The organism is Halogeometricum sp. S3BR5-2 (assembly GCF_031624635.1).
Taxonomy (GTDB): domain Archaea; phylum Halobacteriota; class Halobacteria; order Halobacteriales; family Haloferacaceae; genus Halogeometricum; species Halogeometricum luteum.
In genome coordinates this window covers 283,737-298,593 of record NZ_JAMQOQ010000004.1, presented here as the reverse complement: position 1 = coordinate 298,593, position 14,857 = coordinate 283,737, and the positions used below count along the sequence as shown (strand labels likewise).

General features: G+C 67.4%; 10 protein-coding genes. 1 reads left to right on the top strand and 9 read right to left on the bottom strand.

Features of this window, described 5'->3' with window-relative positions:
- Positions 1–2: 2 nt before the first annotated feature.
- From NDI79_RS16070 to NDI79_RS16040, 7 genes are all read right to left on the bottom strand, one after another.
- Complete coding sequence (locus NDI79_RS16070) at positions 3–1,127, bottom strand: DegT/DnrJ/EryC1/StrS family aminotransferase (protein WP_310929621.1); 1,125 nt, start codon at positions 1,125–1,127, stop codon at positions 3–5.
- 546 nt (positions 1,128–1,673) lie between these two features.
- On the bottom strand, positions 1,674–3,815 hold the full coding sequence (locus tag NDI79_RS16065) for a molybdopterin oxidoreductase family protein (RefSeq protein WP_310929620.1): 2,142 nt from the start codon (positions 3,813–3,815) through the stop codon (positions 1,674–1,676).
- 10 nt (positions 3,816–3,825) lie between these two features.
- Positions 3,826–4,110: a hypothetical protein gene (locus tag NDI79_RS16060; protein ID WP_310929619.1), complete on the bottom strand. Its 285-nt coding sequence runs from the start codon at positions 4,108–4,110 to the stop codon at positions 3,826–3,828.
- A gap of 9 nt (positions 4,111–4,119) precedes the next feature.
- Complete coding sequence (locus tag NDI79_RS16055) at positions 4,120–4,290, bottom strand: hypothetical protein (RefSeq protein WP_310929618.1); 171 nt, start codon at positions 4,288–4,290, stop codon at positions 4,120–4,122.
- Between the two features lie 19 nt (positions 4,291–4,309).
- Positions 4,310–6,685 carry a formate dehydrogenase subunit alpha gene (gene fdhF / locus NDI79_RS16050; protein WP_310929616.1) on the bottom strand — a complete coding sequence of 792 codons (2,376 nt, stop codon included), beginning with the start codon at positions 6,683–6,685 and terminating at the stop codon, positions 4,310–4,312.
- Positions 6,682–7,647, bottom strand: a complete 966-nt coding sequence (locus tag NDI79_RS16045) for a 2Fe-2S iron-sulfur cluster-binding protein (protein WP_310929615.1) — start codon at positions 7,645–7,647, stop codon at positions 6,682–6,684. The genes fdhF and NDI79_RS16045 overlap by 4 nt, the downstream gene beginning before the upstream one ends.
- 406 nt (positions 7,648–8,053) lie before the next feature.
- On the bottom strand, positions 8,054–9,181 hold the full coding sequence (locus NDI79_RS16040) for a S1C family serine protease (RefSeq protein WP_310929614.1): 1,128 nt from the start codon (positions 9,179–9,181) through the stop codon (positions 8,054–8,056).
- Positions 9,182–10,038: 857 nt separating this feature from the next.
- Between NDI79_RS16040 and NDI79_RS16035 the strand changes: the two genes are divergently transcribed.
- Positions 10,039–12,369, top strand: coding sequence for a glycoside hydrolase family 3 N-terminal domain-containing protein (locus NDI79_RS16035; protein WP_310929613.1), 2,331 nt, complete (start codon positions 10,039–10,041; stop codon positions 12,367–12,369).
- 68 nt (positions 12,370–12,437) lie between these two features.
- On the opposite strand, the gene NDI79_RS16030 is transcribed toward NDI79_RS16035, so the two are convergent.
- Together NDI79_RS16030 and NDI79_RS16025 are read right to left on the bottom strand one after the other, a co-directional pair.
- Entirely contained in the window at positions 12,438–13,322 is an 885-nt protein-coding gene (locus NDI79_RS16030; RefSeq protein WP_310929611.1) for a fumarylacetoacetate hydrolase family protein, read from the bottom strand.
- Between the two features lie 56 nt (positions 13,323–13,378).
- On the bottom strand, positions 13,379–14,773 hold the full coding sequence (locus tag NDI79_RS16025) for a GntP family permease (protein ID WP_310929610.1): 1,395 nt from the start codon (positions 14,771–14,773) through the stop codon (positions 13,379–13,381).
- Positions 14,774–14,857: the final 84 nt, after the last annotated feature.

Sequence of the window (14,857 nt, the reverse complement as noted above, 5' to 3'; positions counted from 1 at the left end):
ACTCAGTCGTCCGCCGTCCCGATGAGTCGCCGGGCGTGCGCCTCGTCGGTGGGTCGGCGGAGCGGCAGGCAGACGACCGACCGCGAGAGGCGGTTCGCGGTCGCGAAGGCCGCGTCGCCGGCCACCGCGTCGGGGAGTCTGGGCCACCGGAACGCGTCGTCGACGCGGGATTCGAGCCGCTCGGCCCGGCCCTCGTCGGCGTCGACCGCGACCGGGAAAACCCACGGGCAGGCGCCCGGGGGGAGGTCCGCGAAGACGGGCGCGACGCCCTCGCAGTCGGCCGCGGCCGCCGCCCAGATTCGGTACGCGTCCCGGCGTTCGCGCCGCACCGCCTCGGGGTCCGTCCGCCGCAGTTCCCGCCGGGTCGCCCACGACATCCCGCCGTGCCACTCGGCCCCGTCCGTCGGGCGCCGGCCGGCGGAGCGCCGCGAACCGGCGGCGTCGGCGTCCGAACCGAGTTCCGAGTCGGCGGCGCCGTCACCGCGGACCGCACCGCCGGCGGCCGCGACGACCGCGCGGAACGGTCTACGCAGCGCCGGGACGCGTTCGCGGAGTGCCGCGCTCGCCGAGACGGCGTAGTACCGAAGGTCGCCGCGTCCGGGTCGGAGACCGGGCGTTCCGACGCGTCGGGTCCGCTCGTCGGCGGGCCTGCGGCCGACGAGCGGCGAGGCGCCGTCGACGTAGAGGACGGCGCCGTCGGGCACGCGTAGCGGTTTGTGGAAGCTTGCGAATCCCACGTCGCCGCGGGCGCCGAGCGCCCGGCCGTCGGCGGAGCCGAGCGGTCCGTGTGAGGCGTCGTCGACGAGGGCGACGCCGTGGTCGCTCGCGACCCGCCGCAGGTCGTCCATCCGGGTCTGCGGGAAACCGAAGTACTGGACGGCGACGAGCGCCGTCGTCGACTCGGAGACGGCGTCCTCGACGGACGTCAGGTCCGGTTCGTGCGGCGACTCGACGCGGTAGAAGCGCGGTGACGCCCCCGCCGCGCGCACGGCGGCGGCGACGCCGGCCGGCGCGTAACTCGGCACGAGCACCTCGTCGCCGTCCGACCGGTCGAGCAGCGACAGGCCGACGTACAGCGCCTCCTTTCCGGAGGCGTGGTAGCTCGCCGTTCTGGGTTGTGCGCGCACGAACTCGTGAACGCTGCGGGCGCGACGCCGAGCGGAGGGCGACGCTCGTCTCGCTCCTCTCATCGCTAGCCGGCAGGCGACCCCGGCGGATAGTTACAGGCGACTTACCGGAGCGCCCGCCGCCGCCGTCGGGTGCTTCCGTTCGGCGTCCGCGGTTCCGGACTCGCGGGGACCGCGACCGACGCACCGAATCGCGCCGCGGTGAGTCGTTCTCCGTATTTCGGAGAGCGGGACCGAATCCGCCCGGATGAGGGCGAGACGAGAGCGGGGGAGACAACGTCACTCACTGCTTTCGGGTGAGATGCGCCGGTGATTGTTCGTTTTACGTAGATGTTATCGTCCGTGAGAGCGTTAAGTGGTATATTTTTGTACTGTTTCACCGGTCAGCGAAGGAGCGGGGCGGTCCGAGGTCCGACCGGTGCAGCGATTCTGACCCACTTCCGAGGAATCACCGCGCGACCGACGTAGGAGTGTTCCACCGGCCCGAAGCGCGCACTACGAACCAAGCGGCTCCGGGGAAGCGAGATGCGGCAAAAGAGCGACCGGTCAGTTAGATGCGGGCGTCGGGTCCGTCCCCGAGTCCGAACCGGAGTCCGACTCCGAGTCCGCCGTCCGCACTTCGACGGACCTCGACTCCCGGCCGGCGAGGAGTCGGTCGGCCCACTCGGCGTCGAGGAAGACCGCGCCCTCGCGCACGTCCCCGGAGAGCGACGCGACGGCTTCGACCGCCTCGGCGCCGTCGAGGACGACCCGCGTCCCGTCGCGGACGCCGCGCGCCGCGGCGTCGTCGGGGTGGACGAGGAGTTCGGGCGCGTCGCCGTCGTCCGCACCGGAACCGCCCTCGTTGAGTCGCGTTCGCGTGAGCACGACGAGACCGGCGAGCGAGTCGCCGCCGGCGGCGGCGTCTTTTCCGTCGGTCCCGTCGCCGTCGCCCGCGTCGACCGGGAGTAATGGTGCGCGTTTCTCGCCGTTCGCGAAGCGGTCCCGATGGAGGACGCCGACGCCTTCGGTCGCCCCCTCGGGGAACGGCCAGCGCTGGCTGCCGGATTCGAGTCCGGCGTAGGACATGCCGGCGTACAGCGGGTTCACGCGCGTCAACTCCTCGAAGACCCCTTCGGGCGTCTCGGCCGCGAACGCGGTCCCGGTCAGCCGTCGCCCGAGTTCGCGCACGACGTCGATGTCGCGACGGGCCGAGTCGGGAGGCGAGGCCGCCGCGCGCATCCGCTGGACCTGTCTGTCGAGGTTGGTCACCGTGCCGCCCTTCTCGGCCCACGCGCTCCCCGGCAACACCACGTCGGCGTGTTCGACGGTCTCGCTCGGCGCGATGTCCTGCACGAGGAGGAAGTCGAGCGACTCGAACTTGCGCGCGACGAACTGCGTCTCCATCCGCGTCACCGCGGGGTTCTCCCCGAGGACGTACGCGCCGCGGACCTCGTCGCCGAAGGCGCGGACCGCTTCGAGTTCCGACAGACCGGGTTCGGTCGGGAGGTCCGAGGGGTCGACCCCCCACTCGGTGGCGACGCGTTCGCGCGCCTCGGAGTCGTCGACGGGGTCGAATCCGGGGAGCGTCGTCGGTCGGGCGCCCACGTCGTTCGCGCCCTGTTCGTTGTTGAGGCCGCGGAGGACGTTCATCCCGGCGCCGCGGCGGCCGACGTTCCCGGTGAGGAGCAGGAGGTTCAACAGGGCATCAACCGTCGCGGTGCCGCGGTGGTCGTCGGCTTCGGCGCCCGTGCCGACGATGACCGCGGTGCCGTCCGCGTCGGCGATTGTACGGGCGACGCGGCGTATCTCTTCTCTCTCGACGCCCGTCCGCTCGGCGCCGGCGGCGACGTCGAACCCCTCGAAGGAGTCGACGAACGCATCGAATCCGGTCGTTCGCGCTTCGACGAACTCGCGGTCGACGGCGCCGAGTTCGAGCAGTTCCGCGACGAGGAGGTTCACCAGCAGGGCGTCGGTGCCGGGTCGGGCCGCGAGGTGAACGTCCGCCGCGCGCGTCGTCCGGTTCGCCCGCGGGTCGACGTGGACGAGCGTCGCGCCGTCGTTGACGGCGGGGCGGACGTAGCCGTCGAACGCGATGGGCTGTTGGGCCGCCGGGTTCGACCCGACGACGAGGAACGCGTCCGCCTCCGAGAGGTCTTCTAAGGTGTTCGTCATCGCGCCGCACCCGAACCGGCGCGTCGTCGCCGTCACCGCCGAGCGGTGACAGATGCGCGCGCGGTTGTCGACGTTGTTCGTTCCTAGGGTTCGCGCCAGTTTGGCGAACAGGTAGTTCTCCTCGTTCGTACAGCGCGGCGCGCCGAGGAAGGCCAGCGAATCCGGGCCGTGGGCGTCGACGAGACCGCCGAGTTCCCGTTCGACCCGGTCCAGCGCCTCCTCCCACGAGGCCGGGACGAGTTCGCCGTCTTTCCTCACGAGGGGTTCGGTCAGTCGATTCTCGTCGAGGCCGTCGAACGCCTCGATGCCCTTGGGACAGAGGCGTCCCTCGGGGTTGACGGGTGCCTCCTCGCGGCCGACAGCGCCGCCGGTCCGGTCGCTGTAGCGGAGGCCGCACCCGACCGAACAGGACGGACAGACGGTGTCGACGGGGTCGTACCGCCGGGATTCGTCCGCGGTCGCGTCGCCGTCCGTGCCCTGCGGAACGTCGGCGTCGGACCCGCGTTCGGATTCCGGTGCGCGCTGTCGGCTCATTCGAATCGCGTCACTCCTCCTTCGGCGACTCTTTCGGGATGTCCCCGGTGAGGACGTTGTAGACGACGCTCAGGCTGGCGGCGACGAAGACGACGAGCAGGTTCAGCGCCGCGTTCGGGACGACGGTCTTCGTCCGGTAGATGCGGCTCCCGCAGGAGGGACACTGCGCGTCCCCCGCGTCGAACCGCGTGTCGCAGACGGTGCAGTCGTGAACGTCGTGCTCGTCGTCGCTCTCGATACCGACGGGGCCGTTCGCGAGTCCGAACAGTTTCTTGAGCTGGTAGGTGGCGTCCATCTCTCTGATTCAGTCTCCATCCGAAGATTTCTCGACGCTCGAGTGCTCCGCCTCGACGTGTTCGCGCATCTCCTCCTCCGAGCCGAACGACTCGTGGCAGAACTGACACTCGTGGTCCTGCGCGGTGGGGTTGTCCGGGTCCTGTTCGGGCGTCTCCTTTTCGTTGTATTCGTCTGTCATGTTGTGTTGGGTCTCTGGTTCAGTCGTCGGCGCTCTCGGGGCTAGACGTGCTCGCGTCGTCGTCGACGGCCGTGGGACGGTCCCGCGGGACCACCTTCACGTCGGTCACTTTGAACTCCGGCACGTGCGCCTGTTCGTCGAGGTGCTCCTCGTCGGTCAGTTCGTTCACTACGTCGGTGCCGTCGCCGAGGACGTGCATCGGCACGAATATGGTATCGGGGCCGATGCGGTCGGTCACCTGCGCCATCGCCTCTATCTCGCCCTTGCGCGAGGTGATGCGGACCGGGTCCTCGTCCGCGATGCCGAGCGACTCGGCCGTCTCCGGGTTTATCTCGACGAACAACTCGTCCGTGTACGAGCGGATGCCCTCCTCGCGGTTGGTCATCGTCCCCGTGTGGTACTGGTACAGGACGCGCCCCGTCGTCAGCTTGATGGGGTAGTCGCCGTCGTCCATCTCCCGTTCGGCGGGACCCGAGATATCCGTCGGGAACATGTGGGCCTTCCCGTCGGCCGTGTTGAACTGCTCCTCGTAGAGGTGCGGCGTTCCGGGGTGGTCCTCGTCCCAGACGGGCCACTGGAGCTCCTCGCCGTTCTCGAGACGCTCGTGGGTGACGCCGCCGTAGATGGGCGTGAGGTCGTTTATCTCGTCCATGATGTCGCTGGGCGAGTCGTAGTCCCACTCGAATCCGAAGCGGTTCGCCAGTTCCTGCGTGATGACCCAGTCCGGCTTGGCTTCGCCCGGCGGGTCGACGGCCCGCTTGACGAGTTGGACGTGACGGGTCGAACTCGTGTACGTCCCGTTCGTCTCGACGTGGCCCGTCGCCGGCAGCACCACGTCGGCGTACTCCGCCGTCTCCGTGAGGAAGATGTCCTGCACGGCGAGGAAGTCGAGGCCTTCGAGGACCTCGTCGGCGTGCTGAACGTTCGGTTCGGAGATGACCGGATTCTCCCCCTCGACGAACATCGACTTGATGTTGTCGCGGTCGGCGGCGAGGAACTGCTCGGTGATGGTGAGACCCACCTCGTCCGGCAGGTCGTCGACGCCGTAGTACTCCTCGAACTTCTCGCGGACGTCGTCGTCGGTCACTTTCTGGTAGCCGGGGAAGTTGCCCGGGACGGGACCCATGTCGCCGCCGCCGCCCTGCACGTTGTTCTGGCCGCGGAACGGCGCCAGCCCCGACTTCTCGGTGCCGACGTGGCCCGTTATCAGCGCGAGGTTCGCCATCGAGATGATGTTCTCCGTCCCGTGGCTGTGCTCGGTCAGCCCGAGCGTCCAGCAGAACGTACAGCTGTCGGCCGTGGCGATGGCCTCGGCCGCGTTCTTCAGCTTTTCCGGGGGGATGCCCGTGTGCTCTTCGACGTACTCGGGCGTGAACTTCTCGACGCCCTCTTTCACTTCGTCGAAGCCGACCGTGCGGTTCTCGATGAACTCGTCGTCCTGCAGGTCCTCTTCGAGGATGTGCCGCGTCAGCCCGTTGATCCAGACGGTGTCGTACCCGGGTTGGACGCGGGCGTACTGCGTCGCGTACTCGGCTATCTGCACCTTTCGGGGGTCGAAGACGTACGCCTCGGCGCCCTCCTTGAGGTTCTGCTTGATGTCGGTTGCGAGGACGGGGTGAGCCTCCGTGGTGTTCGACCCCGTGATGAGGTAGCAGTCGGTGTTGCCGAGCGCCTCAGTGCCGACGGAACCGGCGCCGTAGCCGACCGTCTGCGAGAGGCCCGCGACGGTCGGCGAGTGACAGAGCCGGTTGCAGTTGTCGATGTTGTTGGTCTTGAGGACCTGACGCGCCAGCTTCTGCATCAGGTAGTTCGCCTCGTTCGACGTCTTCGAGGAGGAGACGAGCCCCAACGCGTCGGGGCCGTACTCGTCTCTCGTCTCCTGGAGTTCCTCGGCGACGCGGTCCAACGCCTCCTCCCACGACGCCTCGCGGAACTCGCCGTCCTCCTTGATGAGCGGCGTCGTGAGGCGGTCCTCGTCGTTCGCGTAGCCGTAGCCGAACTTGCCCTTCACGCAGGTCGAAATGCCGTTGATGGGGGCCTTCTCGGCGTTCGGCCGGACGCCCAGCACCTCGTCGTCCTTCGAGAGGACGTCGAACCGACAGCCCACCGCGCAGTAGCCGCAGGTGGTGTCGGTGACGTCGACGTCGTTGAGTCGGTAGTCGCTGATGGCGCCGGCCATGTCGAAGAGGCGACCCTCCGACATCGTGTTCGCCGCGAACGACTCCGCGAGGTGCTCGGCCGGGGCGAACGGGCCGCCGTGCCCCTCGTCGGACCCGTGGCTCGTCGTCGTCTCGCCGCGTTCCTGTGCGGACTCCGCCATCTCCTTCGCCCGGGACATGAAGCCTGCGACGCCGGATTTCTCTTCGCCAGTGTCGTCGGGTTGCTGGTCGCTCATTCGTTCTCACTCATGTTCGGTCGCTCGTCCTTCTTCATGGGGGTCATCTGGCGGGGCTGGTGCTCGTAGTCCTCGCCGATGACCTTCCCGATGCTGTTCTTCTGGTTGAAGCCCGGAAGCGGGATGGTCGCCATGTCGGTCAGACCCTGCTCGACGAGCGCACCCGTCGGGCACACCGTCGCGCAGTGACCGCAGGAGACGCACGTCGAGTCCATCATGGTGTCCGCGCCGTTCTGGAACGCGATGCGCGTGTCCGGACCGCTCCCCTCGATGCGGAGGACGCCCTCCACCTGCACGTCGTTACAGGCCTCGACGCAGCGGTTACAGAGGATGCACTTGTTGCGGTCTATCTGGATGAACGGCGAGGAGTCGTCTATCGGTTCGTACGCGTCTCGGTCGTCGAAGACGCCGTACCGCGGTTCCTCGACGTTCTCCTCGATGGACGCGTCCTGCAGTTCGCAGCGACCGTTCTGCCCGCAGGTCGTACAGCGCAGGTTGTGGTCGCCGAGGATGAGGTCGAGGTTCACGCTGCGCGCCTCCTCGGCCTCCTCGGTGCTCGTGTGGACGGTGAGTCCGTCCTCGGCCGGGAAACTGCACGAGGGCACCATTCCGTGTTCGTCCGTGTCGACCATGCAGGTCCGACACTCGCTGCGCGGACCGATGCGGTCGGCGTCCTCGTTGTCCTCGTCGTAGTTACAGAGGGCGGGGACGGAGCTGTCGGGCTCTATCTCGTCGATAGCGTCGTAGATGGTCGCGCCCTCGGGCAGCGTGACCGTCTCGCCGTCGACGGTGATTCGCGTCTCCTCGGTCCCTCGGGTCCCCACCACGGGGTCGTTCGCCGTTCCGGTCTCGAAGTCGTCGGACACGGGGGTGCCCGGCCGCGGGTCCGCGACGTTCGGCACGGACGGGAGTGGTTCGGTCTCGGTACTGCTTGTCTGGCTCGCGGATTGCTCCGTACTCATGTTCTGTGTCGGGGTTCCGTGATTTCGGTTCGCCGCCCACGCCTGTGTTCCTCAGACGCGGTTCGCGCGCGAGTCAGCGCGCCCGTCCGACCGGGACGCGCGGGCGTCGGGTCGTCCACCCCGACGCCGGCCCCGGTCCGGCGCGAAAGACTCCGCCTCGGCGTTCGCCTCGTGGTCCGGCGGGCGGCATCCGACCGCCGGTCGAGGGACGCGCCACGCCATTGCCTAATATTCTCGTCTATCAGCGCAAAAAAATTTGGGCCGCTACGAAGGAAACTCCCGAGTTCTCGTGAGAGTCTCGCGGTCGGTATCGACGGGAATCGTCGCGTACTCTCGTGTCCAAAGGACGGCGGTGCGGTCGAACGTCCGGGGGACCGCTGCGACGGACGAAATCCCTCCAGGAGCGTCAGGGCGCCGCACGCGACCCGACCGCCACCTCGACCGTCCGTCGGGTCGCGTCGCGGAGAATCGTCAGCGAGAGGGAGTCGCCGGGTCGCTTCCGCAAGGCGAGGTAGCTCCCGAAGTCGTCGACGGTGAGCACCGCCTCGCCGTCCGCCGCGCGGATCACGTCGCCGCCGACGGAGACGCGGACGCCCTCGGCGCCGGCCGTCTCGCCCCCGCCCCGCAGAACGCCGTCCGCGGGACCCCCCGCGACCACCGCCGCAACGTAGACGCCCGCCGGCGACTCGATGCCGTTCGCCGACGCGAGCGCCGGCGTCATGTCGGCCAGCGAGACGCCGAGGTAGGGGTGTGCGTAGCGGCCCGTCGCGAGGAGAGCGGGGACGACGCGCCGCGCCAGTGCGGCCGAGACGCCGAACGCGAGGTTGTCTCCCCCGGCGGCGTTGACGACGGCGACCACCTCGCCGTTCAGGGAGACGATGGGACCGCCGCTGTTCCCCGGGTTGACCGCCGCGTCGGTCTGAACGCAGTCCGGGATGGTGTAGCCCGTCCCGGCGTCGATAGAGCGGTTGACGCCGCTGACGATGCCGGCGGTGGCGGTGCCGTCCAACCCGTACGGGTTACCGATGACGATGACCTCCCGTCCGACCGTCGCCTGGCCGTCGAGGAGGGGAATCGGGGTCGCGTACGACGGGACCGCCGGAACCCGAATCACCGCCAGGTCGCTGTAGCGGTCGGTTCCGACGACCGACCCCTCCGACCACTCTCCCCGACGGAAACGGAGGTCGACCGATTCGTCGTCCGCGACGACGTGGGCGTTCGTCAGAACGTGCCTCGCGTCGTAGACGAACCCCGACCCCTCGCCGACGGTCGAACTCACCAGCGTGACGGAGTCGACGGTCCGACGGTACGCCTCGGTGTACGCGCCCTCCGCGGTCGGCGTCTCGGTCGTCGGCGTGGCCGTCGCCTCCCTCCGCTCTGTCGTCCGCATCCCGGTCTCGGTTTCGGTCGCCGCTGCCGTCGCCGTCGCGGTCCGCGGCGCGGGGCGATCCGACCCTCGGTTGCACCCGGCCAGACCGACCGCGACCGCCGCGCCCGACAGGCGGAGTAGTCGCCGACGTGATACCCTCCTCATACCTCCCGGTCGTTCTTCTCGGTCGTATCTCTTTGCGGGGAGCCGAGAAATAGATACGAGGGACTTAGTTGACGTAACTAGTTGGATTTTATCCGAGATATCTAGTGGGAGATGGATTCGGCCTTTTCGGTATTGTTCGAGATCTATTTTGCGGATCGAAACAAGAATAGGGATTTCGTTACGAGAAAAGAAAGATGATTTCGAGGAGAGAACGTCTTCAGCGAGGATCCGAAACCGAACGGTCAGCTAAGGGAAAAGGAAGATAGATAAGTGAAATCTCTATCGGATTTCTTCCGTGATAATAGATATTGAAAGCCGTGAGATGATTAAAACGAAAGTATCGTCGGTTAAACGCCTATATCAGATTAGAGCCGGTTCCTCTATCGTTACCGGAGCCAATTACGATTATTTCTGTTCAATCTTCGAATCGTGTACCGGGGAACATGCGTCGTTCTACGATAGAGAACTGGTGTTGTGGGGGTCGGCCCACCTCGTACGCCGAGCGAAAGAAGCAGGTGAACAACGGGTCGGAGAGTTCGGAGAGAGATATCCCCGGGCCAATTTTGCTACGTTCATTACAATCCTATCTTCGTAATATTACCTATCGAGCTACGGCCCGTCGAGCGACAATCGAGGTTTGTTCTGATATCCGGAATGGAAAATTTGAGTAGAAAAGAGCGTATAAGAACCTTTGAGCGTGTATCTCGATATGAGAGGTTGCTATCACTCCCCCTGAATCGTTGTATGCACCATGTCGATACTCCGAACTTGTTCCGGTATAGAGAACGGTAGACGGGAGGACTTCGAGCAGGTTCGCGTCCGAATCGTTAAGGTACGCCGTCGTGACGGGAAGAGTGATGCAAACAGGTTCGACTAGCGGCGGCGGAGACGCGTCCACTAAATCGCGGGTGGAGGAACTGCTCGACCGGATGACGCTCGCGGAGAAGGCGGCGCAGTTGGGGTCGGTGAACGCCGAAGCCATCCTCGACGACGACGGAACCCTCGACCGAGAAGCCGTCGACGAGCACCTCTCCGAGGGGATCGGACACCTCACGCGACTCGGCGGCGAGGGGAGCCTCTCGCCCGCCGACGCGGCCGAGCGAACGAACGAACTCCAGCAGTACCTCCGCGAGGAGACGCGGCTGGGAATCCCGGCGATACCACACGAGGAGTGTCTGAGCGGGTACATGGGGCCCGAGGCGACGACGTTCCCGCAGATGCTCGGGATGGCGAGCACGTGGTCGCCGGACCTCCTCGAAGAGGTCACGGGGACGATTCGGACCCAGTTGGAAGCCATCGGGACGAAGCACGCGCTGTCGCCGGTGCTCGACATCGCACGCGACCACCGCTGGGGCCGGGTCGAGGAGACGTTCGGCGAGGACCCGTACCTCGTCGCGGCGATGGCGTGCGGGTACGTGAACGGCCTGCAGGGAGACGGTGACGGCATCACGGCCACGCTGAAGCACTTCGCCGGTCACGGGGCCGGCGAGGGCGGGAAGAACCGCAGTTCGGTCAACGTGGGTCGGCGCGAACTACGCGAGACGCATCTGTTCCCCTTCGAGGCGGCGATTCGGACGGCCGGCGCGAAGTCGGTGATGAACGCCTACCACGACATCGACGGCGTCCCGTGCGCGAGCGACGAGTGGCTGCTGACCGACGTACTTCGGGGCGAGTGGGGCTTCGACGGAACGGTCGTCTCCGACTACTACAGCGTCGAGTTCCTCCGGAGCGAACACGGCGTCGCCGCCGACGAACGCGAGGCGGGCGTGATGGCCGTCGAGGCCGGTATCGACGTCGAACTCCCGTACACGGACTGTTACGGCGAGCACCTCGCCGAGGCCGTCGAAGACGGCGAACTCTCCGAGGCGACGCTCGACGCGGCCGTCCGACGAGTCCTCCGCGCGAAAGTCGAACACGGACTCCTCGACGACTCGACGGTCGACGCCGAGGCCGCGGCCGACGCCTTCGGCACCGAGGAGGCCGAGGAACTGACGACGCGCGCCGCCCGCGAGTCGATGACGCTCCTGAAGAACGAGGACGACCTGCTCCCCCTCTCCGGCGGGGAGACGGGTTCGGTGGCCGTCGTCGGTCCGAAGGCGGACGACGCGCAGGAACTCATGGGCGACTACGCCTACCCCGCTCACTACCCCGAAGAGGAGGTCGAACTCGACGCGACGACCCCCCTCGACGCGCTCCGAGCGCGCGGCGACGAGCACGGGTTCGACGTGCTGCACGAACAGGGATGCACGACGACCGGGCCCGAGACGGACGGCTTCGACGCGGCCGCCGACGCCGCCGAGTCGGCCGACGTTGCCCTCGCGTTCGTCGGCGCGCGGTCGGCGGTCGATTTCTCCGACTCGGACCGAGAGCGCGTGAACATGCCCAGCGTCGCCACCAGCGGCGAGGGCTGCGACGTGGTCGACCTCGGCCTCCCCGGCGTCCAGCAGGGACTCGTCGAACGACTCCACGAGACGGGCACGCCCCTCGTCGTCGTCGTCGCCAGCGGGAAGCCCCACGCCATCGAGTGGATAGCCGAGGAGGTGCCCGCCGTGTTGCAGGCGTGGCTCCCCGGCGAACGCGGCGGTGAGGGAATCGCCGCCGTCCTGTTCGGCGAGCACAACCCCGGCGGCCGCCTCCCCGTCTCGATTCCGCGGACGGTCGGGCAGCTACCGGTCCACTACAGCAGGAAGCCGAACACCGCGAACGAGGAGTACGTCTACACCGAGAGCGCCCCGCTCTACCCGTTCGGCCACGGGCTGAGTTACACGGAGTTCGAGTACGGCGACCTCTCGCTGTCGAGCGACGAACTCGCTCCCGCGGGTACCGTCGCGGCCGAAGTCACCGTGGAGAACACGGGCGACCGCTCCGGGTACGAAGTGGTTCAGTTGTACGCCCGCGCGGAGAACCCCGACCAGGCCCGTCCGGTGCAGGAACTGGTCGGCTTCGAGCGCGTCTCGCTCGACGCGGGGGAGTCCGCGCGCGTCGCCTTCGATATCGACGCGACGCAGCTAGCGTACCACGACCGGGACTTCGACCTCGCGGTCGAGGAGGGTCCCTACGAGTTCCGCATCGGTCGCTCCGCGGACGACGTCGTCTCCGCGGCGTCGTTCGAGGTGACCGGAACAAAGGAAGTGCCGCAGAACGGCCGGACGTACTTCGCCGAGACGACCGTCTCGGACGCCGAGTAGGTCGTCGGTTCTCCGTTCGTCGCCGCTCTTCTTCTCGCGTCCGCCGCTGTCCGCACCCGAATCGGGACTCAGACGACGACGGTGTCGTTGACGAGACGGCCGATGTGGTCGATGTCGATGGAGACGCAGTCGCCCTCTTGGAGCGTGAACGACTCCGGGGGGACGAGCGCCGTGCCCGTCAGCAGCACCAGCGTCTCGGGGAGGTTGTTGTGCCGTTTGAGATACTCGACCAACTTCTCGCAGGTGGTCGCCATCTCGCTGGTCGACGTGGAGTCCTCGTAGACGACTTCCTCGTCGCGTTCGATGGTCAGCGACATCTCGAGGTCGTGGGGGTCCTCGACGACCGACTCGGTGGCGACGCAGGGACCGAGCGAACAGCAGCGGTCGTACACCTTCGCCTGCGGGAGGTAGAGCGGATTCTCCCCCTCGATGGAACGACTGGAGACGTCGTTGCCGACGGTGTACCCGACGACCTCCTCCCGGTGGAGGACGACGCCGAGTTCCGGTTCGGGGACGTCCCACTCGGAGTCGCCGCGGACCCCGATGGCGTCGTGCGGACCGACCGTCCGCGACGGCGTCGCCTTCAGGAACAGTTCCGGTCGCTCGCTGTCGTAGACGTCGATGTACACCTCGGGCTTACCGCTTTCGGCCTTGCGGGCCTTCTCGCTGATACTGTAAGTTACCCCCGCGGCCCACACTTCGTCCGGGGCGACCGGCAGGAGCGCGTTCTTCTCGACGTCGTTCAAGTCGCGCCGGACCGCGTCCGGGATTCGGTCGCGAGCGATGTCGTCGACAGACCGGTCGCTGGCGTTCGCCGCGCGGGCCAGTGCGGTGAACGATCCGAGGTCGTCCGACGCCGTCGACAGGTCGTATGCGTCCCCCTCGTCGTCGACGACGACGAGCGAATCGGAGTCTGACCGCGACTCTCCACCGGGGAGTCGGTAGTATCGCATACACAGTGATGTATAGATGCCGTTAAAAGAGTATCGGGGAGGGAGACGCCGCGCCGTCAGGAGAGGGGGAGGACCGTCGAGAAGACGAGGACGGAGGCGATGCCGGTAATGGAGAGCACCGTCGTCAGCGCGGTCCACGTCTTCAGTGTCTCCACCTGCGTGAGGCCGCCGACCTCCTTCATCAGCCAGAAGCCCGAGTCGTTGTACCACGAGCAGATGATGCCGCCCGAGCCGATGGCCATCACCAGATACGCGGGGTGGACGGCGAGTTGGTTAGCGAGCGGAGCCATGATGCCCGCGGTGGTGAGCATCGCGGCCGTCGCTGAGCCCTGTGCGACGCGAACGATGGCGGCGATGAGCCACGCGGTCACGAGAAGGCCGATACCGATGCCCTGTAGACTGCCGGCGATGTACGAACCGATACCCGAAGCGGCCAATAGCGCGCCGAAGGCACCGCCCATCGCCGTGATAGCTGCGATGTTTCCGCCGCTCTTCAGCGCCTCGGTGAGTTCGTCCTCCCACTGCGAGCGCGTCAGTTCGGACCAGCGGAGGTACGTCAGCGCCGCCGCGATGGCCGCGATGGTCAGCGCCACGTTCTTGTCGCCGATGAACGCCACGACCGGTTGGACGGAGCCGAGACCGGGGTACAGGGCGACGAGCGTGTCGACGACCGTCTTCGAACTGACGAGGACGACGGCGAGGACGATGGGGAGCGCCGCCTCCAGCGTCCCGGGGATGTTCTCGGAGGAGCGGTTCGCGCGCTCCATCAGCTCCTCGGTCGACGTCCCCATCGCGTCGCGGAGCGGAATCTCCATCCGGTTGTTTATCCAGCGACCGAAGACGAGTCCGGAGACGGTCGCGGAGGGGAGGGCGACGGCGACGCCGACGAGCATGGTCATCCCGAGGTCGACGCCGATTTCGCTGGCGACGGCCAGCGGACCCGGCGTCGGCGGGATGAACACGTGCGCCGCGGAACCGCCGGCGCCGACGGCGACGAGGTACAGCGCGTAGTTCTTCCCGCGACGCGCCCGCATCGAACGGGCCAGCGGCGCCAGGAGGAAGAGGACGCTGTCGAAGAAGACGGGGATGGCGAGCACGGTACTGCTGCCCCACAGAGCGTACTCGCTGCGGTCTTCGCCGAGGAGGGACTGAAAGCCGCGCACGATGCGCTGAGCGGACCCCGCCTCCAGCATCGCCTTGCCGATGATGGCGGCCATCAGGATGGGGATGCCGATGCCGGCCATCCCGTTCCCGAACGCTGTCGCCGTCCTCGTAGCCGCGTCCGCCAGCGAGAAGTCGGCGACGAACGCCGAGTTGACGAGACCGACCGAGAACGCCGCGAGCGTCAGTCCGACGAACGCCGGGAGGTCCCAGACGACCAAGAACAGTACCACGAGCACCAAACCGACTGCGAACGTGAGCAGCGGGCTGTGTGCGAATTGAACTACCATAGCACGGACCGTCGTTTCTCGACCCCCCTGCAAAACCGTTTTCGTTTACCAGTATCGTATCCGTCCGGGTCGTACGACAGCGAA